General features: G+C 33.8%; 8 protein-coding genes and 1 pseudogene. All 9 read right to left on the bottom strand.

What is annotated here, in order from left to right; translation table 11 throughout:
• Window positions 1-29: 29 nt before the first annotated feature.
• Window positions 30-1739 carry a RagB/SusD family nutrient uptake outer membrane protein gene (locus tag FGM02_RS10260; RefSeq protein WP_139958292.1) on the bottom strand — a complete coding sequence of 570 codons (1710 nt, stop codon included), beginning with the start codon at window positions 1737-1739 and terminating at the stop codon, window positions 30-32.
• Window positions 1740-1752: 13 nt separating this feature from the next.
• Window positions 1753-4737 (bottom strand): SusC/RagA family TonB-linked outer membrane protein, encoded by a 2985-nt coding sequence (locus FGM02_RS10255; protein ID WP_139958291.1) that lies wholly within the window; start codon window positions 4735-4737, stop codon window positions 1753-1755.
• A gap of 25 nt (window positions 4738-4762) precedes the next feature.
• Window positions 4763-6547 carry a RagB/SusD family nutrient uptake outer membrane protein gene (locus FGM02_RS10250; RefSeq protein ID WP_139958290.1) on the bottom strand — a complete coding sequence of 595 codons (1785 nt, stop codon included), beginning with the start codon at window positions 6545-6547 and terminating at the stop codon, window positions 4763-4765.
• Between the two features lie 12 nt (window positions 6548-6559).
• Window positions 6560-9712 (bottom strand): SusC/RagA family TonB-linked outer membrane protein, encoded by a 3153-nt coding sequence (locus FGM02_RS10245; protein WP_139958289.1) that lies wholly within the window; start codon window positions 9710-9712, stop codon window positions 6560-6562.
• A gap of 42 nt (window positions 9713-9754) precedes the next feature.
• Window positions 9755-11602 carry a fibronectin type III domain-containing protein gene (locus tag FGM02_RS10240; RefSeq protein ID WP_139958288.1) on the bottom strand — a complete coding sequence of 616 codons (1848 nt, stop codon included), beginning with the start codon at window positions 11600-11602 and terminating at the stop codon, window positions 9755-9757.
• Window positions 11603-12082: 480 nt separating this feature from the next.
• A complete protein-coding gene (locus FGM02_RS10235; RefSeq protein ID WP_139958287.1) occupies window positions 12083-12442 on the bottom strand; it encodes a hypothetical protein in 360 nt (119 codons plus the stop codon).
• A gap of 260 nt (window positions 12443-12702) precedes the next feature.
• Window positions 12703-13086, bottom strand: a complete 384-nt coding sequence (locus tag FGM02_RS18275) for a galactose-binding domain-containing protein (protein ID WP_394344440.1) — start codon at window positions 13084-13086, stop codon at window positions 12703-12705.
• A 114-nt stretch (window positions 13087-13200) separates the two neighbouring features.
• Window positions 13201-14139: pseudogene (locus FGM02_RS18270) on the bottom strand (alpha-L-fucosidase); the annotation flags it as partial.
• A 113-nt stretch (window positions 14140-14252) separates the two neighbouring features.
• The gene (locus FGM02_RS10220; protein WP_139958284.1) at window positions 14253-16112 is read right to left on the bottom strand and encodes a DUF7133 domain-containing protein; all 1860 of its coding nucleotides are present in this window, start codon (window positions 16110-16112) and stop codon (window positions 14253-14255) included.
• Between the last annotated feature and the right edge of the window lie 4 nt (window positions 16113-16116).

Below are 16116 nucleotides of genomic sequence, written 5' to 3'. Positions count from 1 at the left end.
TTATTTTATTTTAAAATCTAACTTATTTATTATTTCCATCCTGCATTTTGAATCAAAGCTTTTGACACTAATACTTCATTTCTGGGAATAGGATTATAGTACATACGCTCTGTAAAATTCCTTGCTTCTACCTCTTTAGATTCATACGTAAATGTATCTTCAGCAACTTTATTGACTTTAATACCTGTAACAGGAGTATTCAACTCATCAATCGGCAATTTCCAGCGTCTTACATCATAAAAATATTCTCCTTCAAAAGCAAATTCAATTCGACGTTCGTTTCGTACTAGATCTCTATAAGTGTTTAAAAAATCATCAGCTTTGTCTATATATTCGTCGTTTGTCAAACCTGTACCTGGTCTACTGCTACGAATTTTAATTAAAGCATCTTTCGCAGAAAAAGCCATTGCAATAGATTTTCCATTGACTCCATAGGCTTCAATTGCTGCTTCAGCAAAATCTAAATACAATCCAGCACGAGAAAACACTGCATAAACTTTATAATCTGTATTCGCATCAGATGTTTGATCACTATCTAAGTTGATATTTGAACTTAAATATTTTTTCATGTAATACCCAGTTCGTGTAGCACGTTTTCTAAGACCTCCATTTGCATCTTTCCCTCCTGAAAAAACCTCAAGATATGCATTTCTATAATCATTTAAACCGTTATGGAAGACAAAACGCTCAAAACGACTGTCTCTATTTTGATATGGATTTACGCCGTTATAAATTGAATTAGGGTGATTGATAGGATAACCTTTGCTATCTGGAAAAGCATCGACTAAATTCTGACTTGGATTCGCTATTCCTTGTCCAAACATAGACGGAGGATAATTCTCTTTTTCTAAATTACCATTTTGACTAAAACTTCTTCTCCACAAATGATCTCTATTCTCTGTGTTATTAAAATCTCCAAAAGCCTCTAAATCTGTCAAAACACCACCATCTATAGCTTCAATAGACTCATAGGCCGTTTCCGCAGCTTCTTGCCAAGAAATTTGCGCATAAGCCGGGCTTGCTGCAAACAATGCCATTCTCGCTTTCAGTGCCAAAATTACTTCTCTAGATATTCTACTAGTTTGCCTAACACCATCAACATCTCCATCTTCAGCATAACGCATAATCTCAATATATTTATAAGCGCTATCCAAATCTTTTTGAATATTTTCATAGCATTCTAGATACGTACTTCTAGCTATAGAATTTGTTTCTTCTTTCGTTAACAAATTATCAATAATAGGAAAACCTAGCATGGCACCGTCTGTAGCTGATGGGCCCGAGAAATTTTTAAGTAACAACCACTTGTAATAAGCTCTTAATCCAAAAGCCTCTCCTTTCATTCTTTTCATTAAACCAGTACTATATTCTTCACTAAACGCATCGTATGTAATATTAAAGCCAGACTTAAAATATTCATTGATCTTAAAAATATTATTCATCGCAGTACTCCATTGACCACTTACTGGTGAAGCCTCTGCAGTAGCTCCGGAAACAGCTGCTCTTTCTGCTCCTGTAACATTAACAGCATTATTGGTATAATACTCTAATGAAATCCATGGCGTACTATTTACCCCAGAATAAGCAGGGTTTAAAAATGTACTTACCCGCCTAACATCATTAAAGACCTCGTCTTCTAACAAATCACTAGTCGGTACTATTTGAGTAAACTCATCGGTACAAGAACTAGCAAAAACTGACATTACAATTATAAAAAGTGTTCTAATTTTTTTCATCATCTAAATTTTTTAATTAAAATGAAACTTCTATACCTAGCTCAAACCCTTTTAATATTGGGTGTTGCGAGTATCCTTTGTTTCTACTAGGCATATATCTATCATCATTATTTGAGGAGATAATAAAAAGATTTTTCCCTGAAGCAGAGAATCTGAATCCCTCAACGCCTATATCGTTCAAAATTGCCTGAGGCAATGCATATGAAATCATAGCACTTCTAAGGTTAAAATATCCTGCATCTTCCAACCAAAATGAAGAATTTCTATAGTTATTCGTATTATCTAAAGTCGTAAGTCTAGGTAAAGAATTGCTAACTGGCCAACTTTTCTTTAAAGAATTTGTATAATTATTGGTTCCAGTATTCCAATTTAAAGATTCAACATAACTACCTCCTAAAACACCATCTCCATGAATACTTAAACTCCAATTTTTATAACTCATAAAATAGTTTACACCGTATGAAACACGTGACGAATTCCCAATTTCATGATAATCTTTTTCATCAATAACTCCATCTTTGTTGTAATCACTATAACGAATATCTCCAGGCTTCACTTCTCCAAACATTTGCGGAAGAGCATTTTCAATTTCAGCTTCGTTTTGAAAAACACCTAATGATTTTAAACCAATTATACGTCCACCATTATTCCCCATGGCATTTCTTTGTGCTTCAGCCTCTGGATACACTACAGAATTTGATAATGTATTGTAACTTAAGCTATACGTAGCATTTAGTCCTAATTTATACTTCAAATCACCTATTTGGTTTTTATAAGAAATACTAGCATCCATACCTCGCAATCTAGAATCTTCATAATTTTCTAACTCCATATAACTAGTTGGAACAAGTGCGTATAAATTTGTAGGAACAATTATTTGGTCATAATTACGAATATTAAAATAATTTAATTGTCCATTCACTTTAGCATTGAACATTTGAAAATCACTACCAATACTAAGATATTCCTGTTTAGGAGTTACCAAATTTGAAGCCGTAAATATTCTATTTGACCCACCAGCACCCGTCGATTCATTTCGAGTACCAAAACTACCTGCACCACTACCTCCATATAGATTCTCAGATATAAAAAATTGGCTTACTGGTCTAGATTGCACTCCAAAATTAGCTCTTAATTTCAGGAAATTTAACCAAGTAGCATCCCTTAAAAAATCTTCCTTATGTAACAACCAAGCAGCACCTCCATCATAATTAATCTTACCTCTCTCATCTTGTGACAACTGACGTATTGGTGAATTCAACAGTTTCCCTTCTAAAACATATTTGTTTTTGAACAGATAATTTGCTGTAAGCCCTATATTTCTGAAAATTGTATTTTGATCTAGATTACTTCCCGTTATTTTTTGATTAGAAAAAACAAAATCTGCAATAAGTTTATGATCTTCTGAAAAATCACGATCATAATGCAAATTAGCATTTACAAACTGTGTTCTATCAACTCGATCACCCGATTTACTCCATTTTGCACTTTGGTTTCCACGACTATAATTTCTATAGGTTGTCGTATATGAACCATCTTCATTTAACGAATATACAGGCTCTGCCATATTATCGGAATAGTTTCTAGATTGAGAAATTACATTAAATGTATAAACCCCAATCAAACTATTAAAAGACAGTCCTTTTGTTAAACCACTCAAATCTAAATCCAATCCAATACGTACAAAACCATCTCTACGAGTATCTTCAATTATAGGTGCATTATCTCCTAAACGAGTAAATAAATTGGTTCCATACTCGGCTGTTCTACCATAAATAGAATCATTTATTTTATATGGCAATGCATTTGCAGGATAACTATACATCGTATTGTAAACAGCATCAGCGCTAATGGTAGGTTCATTTCTCTTGCTAAAACTACCACCTATTCCAATATTTACATGACCTGATTCATTAAATTTAATTTGAACATTATTATTCAATCTTAAACGAGATAAATTCCTTCCTTCTCCTACGCTTTCTACACCTTTAGTAGTATAGTAACCAAGATGTGAAAAATATTGTACACTTTCATTACCTCCAGAAAAGTCACCAGTAATATGGCTATAATTAGCTATTCCATTTACAAAATCTTCATAATAATTATTGTTTGGATTTTTAACATCATTCTTTCCTGTAGCATAATCATTTATATCATTCTGCGAGTAAATAGCCTCAAATCCATCATTAAGTAACGCTTTATTATAATTTGTTGCATAATCTTGTGCATTCATCATATCGGCCTTAAATGTTGGAGTTCGAACTCCCGACCTAGATTTAAATTTAATCGTTTTTCCTCCAGGTAATCCATGCTTGGAATTTACGATAATAGCACCAGTAGCCCCCAATGTTCCATACATAAAACTAGAGCCATAATCTTTAGCAATAATAACATCTTCAACTTCTCCTGGAGTTAATACAATTTCTCCTGTTGGTACTCCATCTACATAGATTTGTTCACCTCCTTGGTTTCGAATATTATTTCCGAAACTCTCAGTTACTGTTGCCCCACTTCCATAAGATGTAGAAAGTCCCGACACTCTTCCTGCTAAGGCTTCATGAACAGAAGCAGTTGGAAAATCATTTAACTCGTCGCCAGTTATACGTTCTACAGAACCCGTTATTCTTTCAAAAGGCAAGCTTCTTAAGGAAATATTGATGTTCTTATCAGCCTTAATAACTCCCCATTCCTCTAAAACAATGGTTTCATTTTCTAATTGTCCTTCGTTTAAAAATACGACTGCATTTTCATAGCCTAAACTAGAAATAATAAGAATATCCTTATTTTGAGTTTTAATCGTAAATATTCCGTTTGCATCGGTAACGGCAGAATTTTTTGCCTTAGATGCCAACACCAATACCTCTTTTAATGTATCACCTGATCTATTTGTAATAGTTGCCGTGACCTCATTTAAAACTTTAACATCCTGTGCATTCATTGCAAAAGGCATCATAAAGCAAATGGCTACTAGTACTAGATATAATGTTTTCGTCTTTATCATTTTAAAATCATTAGTTATTAATATATTACCAACCTGGATTTTGAGTTAAATTTGGTATTTCAAAAGTTTGCAAATCACTCTCTTTTATTGGATACCTATAGTTTCTATCTTCAAATATTCTATTTTGATTGATAGGAAACTTCTCAAAACGAACTCCCATAGGTTGTGAAGCATCATCTATAATATAAACGCCATGGAAAACACGACCATTTAACTCCTCTTTTGCTGTCCTCCATCGCAACATATCAAACCATGAATGATATTCAAAACATAACTCAACCGCAAATTCATTTCTAATAGTTTTTTGAAATGTCAAATAATCAGAAGCGTATTCTGCACGTACATCTACATGTCCCACACGATTACGAATAACATTGATTGCTTGAACAGCTGTTAATGAAGCTCCCTCTGCCGTTGCATTAGGATTTTCAAAGGCTTCATTTACTGCTTCAGCATAATTTAAATACATTTCTGCCATTCGTATATACGGAGCGTTAATATACTTTGCATTATTATACGATTTTTTGTTAAATTTGTTGGGCATTTGTTTTCTAATTAAATATCCTGTTGACGAATTTCCAAATTCCGACGTGTTAGGTTTATCTCTGTCGACACCCAATGGTTCTGTTCTTAAATCCATTTTATCAGCTTCAGTAGTCTTAGCCCATGGCGCATCATGATATAAAATATCTAAATAGAAACGCGGATCTCTATTTTCATACGGGTTTTGGTCATTATACGTTGATCCCGCTTCCGATATACGAAAGCCATCAGCCGTTTCAAACTTATCGACTAACTCTTGAGATGGTCCGTAACCTGCATAGCCTCCAATAAACTTCCATGCAAACGAAAAAGTAAATGCATCACTGCTTGGACTTATTGGAGTTGAGTACCTAGGCCATAAACCCTCAATAGTTCCTGGCTCTGTATGGAATATATGATTGTATTCTCCTTGATACAAGCCTACTTTATCTGATGTTTGTGACAATTGAATCACCTCCCAAGCAGCATTTGCTGCACGTTCCCATAATTCTTTAACCTTTTGGTTATTTGGGGTATAGTTAGGACTCGCTGCTATCGTTAATACTCTTGATTTCAAAGCCATAGCTGCTACTACCCCCATACGCCCCATATTCTGGGGATGATTTAAATAACTTACCTCAGGAAACACTGCTATAGCAGCATCTATATCTGATACGATAGCATTTGTTTCTTCTAAAAATGTAGGTCTAGGTAAATTTAAGTCAGTGTCTGGAAGAATTTTTTCTTTTAAGTAAGGTAAAGCTCCCCAACGTTTTGATAACTCATGATATGACAAAGCTCTAAACAATAAAGCTTCTCCCTTTACTTGATTCCTTTCATCGTCTGTGAAAACGGTAGACGGAACCTCATCTATTCTATCCAAAATACTATTAGCTACATAAATAGCTTCCCAACAATCATACCACACATCATGAAAATCAGGATTAGCATAAGAAGTATTTATAGCAGTGAAATAATCTCCTTTTTTAACAGCATCTTCTACGCCCAAATGCCTATTATAGATAACCTCCCCAGAAAACACCATAGTATTTGCATAATTTTTAGCGAAACCAGCATCCTGTCTTCCTCCCCAATTATGCCGAGTTTCAAACATCCATTCCGTAGTGTCATATAACCTAAAGGCCATACTATTTATCTTGTTCTTATCTTGCCACACCTCATCTTCGGTAGCAAAACTATCATCCGGATCTTGCTTATCCAAATAATCTTCACAGCTCATAAAAAATAAGGCTGAAATAAAAATAATTATATATCTGTTTTTTATCATAATATTTGTTTTTTAAAAATCAATGCTCACCCCAAAAATAAATCGTTTAACCAAAGGGTATTGCCCAAAGCCACCTGAAATCCCATTTCCTCCTTCTGGATCCCCAAAAGGTACTTTTGTCCACGTATACAAATTATATCCTGAAATATTAAATTTCATTCTTTGAATCCTTAGAACTTTGGTTAAAAAGTCAGATTCAAGGCTGTATCCTAGAGTGATACTTTGTAACTTTAGATAAGACGAGTTAATAGTAGTCGCATTACTTTTTGCTTGATATCCTTGTGAACTATCAATATGACCAAAGGCCGGAAAAGTAGCGTTTTGATTTTCTGGACTCCAAGTGTCTAAATGAACTGATTTAGCCTCTAATAAGGTACTATTAAAATTAGGGAATAAGTTATTTTGGTTATAAGTCACTCCTTTTTTACCAAAAAATCGTGCACTAAAATTAAAGCCTCTATAATTTAAACTTCCATTGAAAGCATAAATTAACTCTGGTTGACTCGTTCCATCTAAAGGAATTCTATCGTTAGTATTTATCCTACCATCTCCGTTAAAATCAGCATAAGAATATATTCCTGGTCTATTCCCATTCGGTACTTCAGGAGAATTAATAGCCTCTTCAAAGCTATTAATATATCCGTTACTTTGATATCCACTTAACCAACCAATAGGTTTCCCTTCATTTTTTTGATAATCTGGGGTTCCAACTCTATCCCCTTGATATATTACTCTACTATCAGCCACTGTTACACTACCACCAAATGAATAATGTAAACCGCCTCTTAGAGTATGTTTATAATTGGTTTCAATCTCAAATCCATGATTTTTAACTTCACCTAAGTTAACTTTTGGAAGAGTTATTTTCCCCCCACTTAAAGTACCAAAACTTGGATTAAAATAAGATGGCACTGGCGTATTAACAAAAATACCTGTTCTGTGCTCTTTATATAGGTTTACACCAAAAGTAAGATCATAATTAAACAGCCCTATATCAAACCCTAAATTTTGCTTAGTGGCTGTTTCCCATGTTGCATTTGGATTAGCTATTTTTGTTTCTGCCCATCTAGATACATCTCCACCAGCTGGAAGCCCAAAATTATAGTTTACAATAGATCCACCTTTACTAGAGTACCCTCCTAAATATAAAAATCTAGCAGCATTTTCTGTACCTGAAGTACCATAATTGTAACGTACTTTAAAAGTATTCAACCATGGTAACTTATCTTGTACAAAGCTTTCTTTAGCAATATTCCAACCAACTGCAAATCCTGGAAAAAAACCAAAACGTTTTCCTGGCGCAAACTTCTCAGATCCGTTGTATCCACCAGTAAGTTTGGCTAAGTACTTTCCTCTATAATCGTAATTCAAAACACCTGCCCAATCTTCGCTATAAGAAGGTAAAACTCCTGCGCCAACATTACGTTCCGTTCTATTAAAAACCGCAGTAGCAGCAACATTATGACCATCAAACCCACGACTGTAGTTTAGTTTACCTTCATAATAGGTATTTCGTAAACTTCCATTGTAATTTTCACCTCCTGAAGAATGAAAAATTGGTTCTGATTCATTATAATTTTGCTTAGATTGTGGTCTCCACTCATTTTCTAGCACATCAAAATACCATATTTGAGCATTTAATTTCTCTATTTTTTGATAATCAAAAGCTGTGCTGTAATTAAATTTACCTGAAAAACTTAACCCCTCAGTAACTATATCTAAATTTTGTGTAACTCCAACCCTTATATCAACAACGTCTTTCCTATTTTTTCTCATTCCCGAATAGTTTAACTTAGTATATGGATTTGATTGGTATGGTGCTTCTCCATCAGCTCCCGAGTAACGTATACTAGGTGAGTATGGTGAGTATGGGTCCGGATGTGCTTCCACAAACTCCTTCGAATAATATATAGGATAAGAATAAGAAGTTGCTTCGTCTAAAAATTTAAACAAATTACCAAAATCATTTCTCCCTACATCGGTATTTGGGGATTTTCTAGTTTCAGACCGTCCAGAAATATCTACTGTTAACTGGGTAGTTTTTGTAAGATTAAAATCCAAATTAGTTCTAAAGTTCATTTTATCATAAGAAAATGAAGGATCATAATAACCATTTCCAAAATTTTCTTTTTTTAATATATCACCCACGTGATTAACACTAAAAGAACTGAAATATTTCACAAAACTTGTTCCTCCTGACACATTAATTCGAGTATTATGTTCCCATCCAATGTCTTTAATCAAAGTATCATACCAATCAACATCTGGATAAAGTTCTTGATCTCTATTAGGGTTTAAAAACTCATTGATATAACTTTGTGGCCTTAATCCATTATAAGCTCCTGAGTTTTTTATAGCTTCTTGTCCTAACATCAATACATCATATGAGGACAGTTTATTTGGTGTATCTGACATAAACTTAGCAGTAACACCACCACCTACAGTTATTTTAGCAGGTCCTTCTTTTCCACGGTTCGTTGTAATAATAATAACACCATTTGCTCCTCGATTACCATAAACAGCAGTAGATGCAGCATCTTTTAATACAGACATACTTGCAATTTCACCCGGATCTAACTGAGAAAACCCACCTGCAGCTTCCACACCATCTATCAAAATTAACGGTGAATTATCCCCATTAAAAGTAGAGACTCCACGAATGGTAATTTTTGCATCATCTGCTCCAGGTTGTCCTGATGGAACTTCAGTATAAACACCAGGTAGTCGATCTTGAATGGCTTGGGAGATATTTGTAACCCCGGTTTCCATTAAATCAGCACCTTTTACCGTTGCAACAGCACCAATTATATTGGCCTTTTTTGTTTTGGTATAGCCTACCACTACAATCTCTTCCAAAGTTTCTTGATCTGGTAGTAAAGATACATTTACAATTCTTTGGTTTTTAACAATAATTGTCTGAGCTACATATCCTATATATGTAATTTCTAATTTACTATTTGGCGCTACTATTATGCTATAATTCCCATCAAAATCAGCGTTAGTACCATTTACACTATTACTTGAATCGGTACTTATAATATTAGCTCCAAATAATGGTATACCATTTTCGTCGGTTACTTTTCCTGTTACTTTAATACTCTGAGCACTTATGGTCTGGCTCAAAAGAATAAAGCAACTAAAGAAAAATGCTATTTTATATTTCATATTATATAATTAGTTATTAATTTTAAAATAAATTTCATTGTACTATTCATCTTTAATGAGTCTTAATCCAAACATCATATTTGTCGCATAACCTCCAAAATCATATACTTTTGCTTCTCCTTTAAGATTGAATACTCGCACATTAGAAGAATTAGTATTTAACCAATTAATGCAATTTGCAGGTTCTAATGCTATTCTAAAACCTGCACTAAAATCATTATTTGTAGTACCATTATTGTATCTCCACCCAGATGTATTAAAGTTTATTCCATAAAGATTCGTACCGCCATGAAAATCACCTAAAACACTTACAGGAGAGCTTTCACCTACATAACTTCTCAAAGCTTTAAGCTCTGCCTCAGTTACTACATGCCACCCTTCAGGAATAACTGATGAAGAATTAATACACCACCAACTATAAGCCAAACCATGTGTTTTTATGTCTAATATTGGGTGTTGATCATAACCTAATTGATCATTTCCAGGTTTTACTCCATTATCTATCCTATCCATAGCATCCCCATTAACTAAGTTCTTAGCTCTTAAATTTTGAGTTAACCATATTTGAGTTCCCACTCGTACCCATGGATAAGTTGTTGTCTTTGCACCCCGAACATCAATCATAGTTCCAGTCATTTGCGGTGTAAATGACACAGGAAAGGAATTTGTTTCTCTCCCAGTACCATCTTTCGCTACAACAAGAGCATAATAGGTTTTTACATTTGTCAAATCGCTAGGTATATCAGCATTTTTAATTTGAAATTCTGTATCCGAAATATCACTAGCCACTTTATTTTTCGGAGGATTTGAGGTACCCACATATACGTCATAAGAAGCAGCACCAGATGCAGCATCCCATACCAACGATTCATCTAAGGACAAAACGTTTTGTACTGTAAAATCATGAATTTCAGGAAATCCAACACCTGCACCCGTCACAGAAAATCCAAAGGTTTCAGATTTAGTCGTATTTCCTGCAGGATCTTTTGCTACGACATACCAATAGTACGCCGAATTAACATCTAAATTAGTCGTTGTAAACTCACTAGCGTTAGAAGTATTGACTAAAGTTGTTGGAGAAATACTCTTATCCATATACAACTCATAACTAACAGCATCACCTTCTGGATCTGTTACATCCGTCCAATCTAACACTACACCTGATGGGACACCTGTTTTATCTAAGGGAGTTACAAGAATAGGCTCGTCAGGAGCTCCTGTATTTAATTTTTTGAAAGAACGAACTTCACTAGCTGAGCTATTAATCAAATCAGTAGCATCTACTCTCCAATAATAAACAGAGCCAACATCAAGCTTTGAAGCATCTATAGTTAAAGAAGTACTTCCGTCATCTACTTTACCTGCAAGTTCCTTTGGATTTTCATCTTTATCTAAAAAAACGTTATAACTAATCGTTTCTCCCTCAGCAGCTGGCACAGCTTCCCATTCCAACACCAAACTCTCACGAACAAAATCATTCGTTTCTGGCATTAGCAAACTAGGTGCTGCTGGAGCAGGAATTGACATAAAACGCCAAATAGCACTTTCTCCTTTTTCAAAACCATTTTTAGCGACAACTTTCCAATAAAACTCGCCATCTTTTCGAAGTTTATAATCCAAAAGCTTATAGTTTGTTTCAGTTAAATCTTTTGCTTCTAAATATAATTTCGTGCTATCTAGACCTAAATAAAAATCGTAGGTTAAATCATCTCCACTTGGGTCTACCCCTTGCCATTCAAATGCAGGCGCAATATCCACTCCACTTGTTTTATCAACAGGTGAAAGCAAAGTAACATTTGGTTTTTTATCAACAAATGCATCATCTTCATCACATGCTATTAAGGGCATGAAAACCACAAATAACAAGAAGAACTTATTGATGTATTTCATATTTTTTTAGTATTTAAATAAATTGGTTAATAAATATTATGGAAGTATTAAATATCTCCCAAAAGGGTTTACTTTATTTTTTTTCAATACACTCACCGTGTAATAACATTGGTTTTGTTTCAAATCAGTTTTAGTTTAGTTAATATTAATTATTGTTTTGACGAAAGTAAACTTCTTATTAAGGCTAGTTTAATAATAGTCTTAACTTGATTTCTTTTTTCAATTATTCAAAGATGCCAACTTTTATGGTTATCAAGGATAACATATATTCCTATTTGGATGAAAATTTGTTCAAAAAAAACACAACCCTAGTGTTTTCAATTGTTTTAACAAGTAATAATTCAAAACTACCTCTCAAGTTCCATTAATAATTTACTCAAACTTAATTTTTATAATACCCTTAGTAAATTTCATATACGAAAACAATTAGCTTCTTTTATTTAACCATCATGCAACGTTATTTTTAAGTCAAAATATCTATTAGTAGGTTCTACTATTTATGACAATACCTTTCCTTGTATACAACTCTAAATATTTTAAGGTTTTTCCAGAAGGAATAGCGATGTCACATTTCCACCAATTATAGGCAGCTGTATTATCTGAGATAAAATAATTATCTGTTCCTGATGCATCGGTATCAGGATAAGTGTCAGCAAGACTGTTTAAGTCGTAAGCAAAAGCATCATTGATCACATAATTAGGATCATTTCTTGACGTTGGATAATTACCTGCACCACCTGTAGCGTTAGACAATGGCACAGCAACTGATTGCCCAAAGGACATTTGAACTGTTAATAATGCCCCCACAACAAAAACTGAAGTTTGTAATCTTTTTCTCATAATTAATAATATTAAGTTTTTAATTAAATAACACTTATTCATTAGAAATAAGTATTCTTCAAATTTGGACATATTATAAAGACAAAAGGGCTCTCAAAATGTTCTTATTTAGGCTTCATTTTGTTCAACCCCCTGTTTTAAAAGGCTTTTAAACGATTCTATATTGAATTTATTGCAATTAGATATTTAAACAAAAAAAATGACTAAGTCTAGATCATTACATCAAGACTTAGTCATTTTTTTTAATTTAACTGGATTTTTTATTTCACAATAACTTCAGCTAAAGTCAAAGAACCTTTACCATTCAATTGAATTTTCACAAAGCGCCCCTTCTTATTACTCACTGGAATTTTAACTGAAGGAATTGGAACTTGATTTTGAACCGATTTCCAAACTATATTTCCTACAGCATCATGCAATGAAACAGTAAAATCTTTTAACTGATTTACCTCAATACCATCGGTACGATTGTAAATAATTATCTCATTTACTGTATAAACCTCTCCTAAATCAACACGCCACCAAGGATTATTTTCTAAAAGGGTCCAAGAAGTTTGTTTCATCATCGCATTCCCTTCAGTAACACCATCAACAACAATTTCTGCTCTTGGGTACGCTCTTTTGTCTCGAACAAACTTATTCATACTTGATTGCTCACAAGATTTCATAAATGCTAAATTTTCCTGAGTGTTGTATTGATAACCCCAATTATTTCCCATAGGAATATCCGCTGGTTTTTTCCAAACATCAGCCACTTCTTTTAATCGAACAAAAACATCAGTATCAATATCACCCGCTATATTAGGAGAAATATTAAGAATATATACCGAATTATGAGAATTATAACTATTTAATTTTCCTAGAATATAATCCACACTTTTTCTAACTTTCATTTCATCAGTATTATCCCACCACCATCCGCGCTGTAAAAAATCAGAAGCAGCTGTTGGACGTAAATAATCTGGATGATACGGATAATTTCTACCTGCAGCTTCTGCAAAAGGTACTTCAGCATGAGACAAATTAGATTCATAAGTATGTGAAATAATCAAACATTCTGGCTGTAATTTTTTCACCAAGCCCAAAATTTCACCATACGCAACGTCATCAAAATTTGGAGTAGTTGGCCATGAACTCCATCCATCAAAATTGATATAATCAATTTTACCATAATTGGTTAAAAGCTCTGTTATTTGATTTTTTAAAAATTGCACATCTTTGGCTGAAGTTTTTCCGTTTTCAACACTATGATGATAATCTAAAATAGAATAATACAAACCTACTTTTAAGCCAGCCTTTCTAAATTTGGTTGTAAACTCACGAACTATATCTGTTTTGTCTCCCGATGAATTTACATCATAATCTGTAAATTAGCTATCCCATAAACAAAACCCTCCGTGATGTTTTGTAGTTAACCAACCTCCTTCCATACGAGCTACTTTTACAGCTTTTACCCAGTTACCAATATTTAAACCGGTTGGAGAGAACATAGTAGCAGGTTCTGTTCCTCTTGATCTTCCTTCATACTCGTCTGAGTGTAAATTTTTAAACGTACACATATTATAATGAAAATACGCTTGGTATCTGGTGTTTACAAAATCATGCTGTAATTCGGCTAAAGTATTTCCCCTTATATATTCATTCTTTTTTTTTACTAAGTTCTTATTTAAATCAGTCTCATTACATGCCACCAACATACTTAATAAAAGAGTATTTAGCACACCTTTTTTAATTGTTTTTAAGTTCATCTTTTATAATTAATTATTGATTTATTATATTTTTATGACAATTATAGATTCTCTATTAAACGTTATTGCAAAGATTTTATATATTTTACAATTTTATAAATATCCGCTTTAGGAACATGACTCATTGGGGGCATTGGAGTTGCATAGTCCGCCCAATTTTCGGGCTGAGGTTCATAAATTAACTTTGCCATTTTATCTGCAGAATATCCACGCTTGGCAATTTCTTTAAATGATGGCCCAACTTGCTTTTTATCTGTAGCATGACATGCTATACATGTATGCTTTATTAACAGTGGACGAACTTGTTCAAGAGTTATTATATTCTTAAGGTTTGAACTTTTCTTTTTATTGGTTTTAGATGCTAATTTCACTTTCCTTTTCTTTTCTTTCTTCTCAAGTATATCTAGATACTTTTTTTTATTTTCCTCTTGAAAAAACTTAGCCTCCATTTTATTCCCCTCCGGTATTTTATTTAATGTATAGTAACCAACAGGATGAAGAATTGGATGTTTTTCATGCGCTGAACGAATTCCTTTTACAGAAACTTCATGTATATATCCCTCCTTCAAATTATCAAGGGCTACACGTACTTTAATTCCATCATCAGAAATTTTAATTGCCTTAACATTACAATCTCCCCTATTTATAACAGGACTACCGTAGGTGTTATGGTATTTATAAGTAAATGTATTAAAGTGATATGACTCAATGCTCGAAGCAGAGTTCTTATCTACCGGTTTTGTGAATTCAAGTTCAAAACCATCGGACATTGCTCGCATTGCTTTTATTTCAAATGGAACTTTACCGTTCCAAACTAATCGTTGTAATCCATAAATTTCACCTCCAGTGGCCCCCCAACCTCTAGCGGTCATACCTACAAACATACTTGAATCAGATCCCCAACACATACGAAACACTCCTGAAGAAAAACCTTTGACAAATGAAAATACAGCCCCTTGATATACCCCTTTCACTTTTTCAAGGAATACTCTATTTATTAAACTTCTTCCCTGGTCACCTACAAAAATTTGATCCTTAAAAGGGCCAAAATCTCCACGATCATCTAACAACATACCTGAAGTTGAAACCCCCATATACCCATGCGGAATCCAAACAGATGGCGTTTTTATACCCGCAATGTTTTTTGCTACTTCAAACTGAGGCTTACCTGTATCAGGAATATCATCTACTTTTAATTTAACGGTAGATTCAGGCTCACTTGACCATTTTAAACCCGCTGGGTGGCTAGCAAAATCTCCTTTTTCCAAGGCTGTTATATAACCAGAACCAATCCATCTACCTTGATTTTCAGCATAAAAAATATCTCCCTCTTTATTAAGACCAAAGGCAGCGGGAGAGCGTAAACCAGTAGCATAGGGTTCACTTTTTCCTTCTTCTGTTATTTTCAACATCCAACCACGCCATTTCACCAAACTCTGCATACCTTTATGCCATGCTAAATTAAGTGTAACTGTCATATTACCATCTTTATCGAAGACCGGACCATAAGCATACTCATGATAATTTCCTGAAAGATGAAATGGATAAACCGTTTTATATTCATCTGCTATTCCATCGCCATCCAAATCTTTCAACCTGGTTAACTCAGGACGCTGGGCTGTATAAAGTGCTCCATTACGATATGCCAAACCTAATGGCTCATGCAGTCCTTTTGCAAAAAGTTTAAAACTAGGTTTTTGTCCAAATTTCATGTATGGATTAGAAATTGTCCAGATTTCACCTCGACGCGTACTTATTGCTAACTTATCATTTGGTAACATAGCCATTCCACCAATACCCAACATCATTCCTTCAGGAATGGGAATGGTATTTATTTTATAATAATCAGCCTCTGTTGGATCAACCTGAAGTTCTTTTTTTTCTTGAGCTTGTCCAACAAATACAGTTAAAATTATGAACATAAAT

Source organism: Flavicella sediminum, assembly GCF_006381105.1.
Lineage (GTDB): Bacteria > Bacteroidota > Bacteroidia > Flavobacteriales > Flavobacteriaceae > Flavicella > Flavicella sediminum.
Note: the sequence above shows the minus strand (reverse complement) of the source record. Positions and strands in the feature narration are given on the sequence as shown.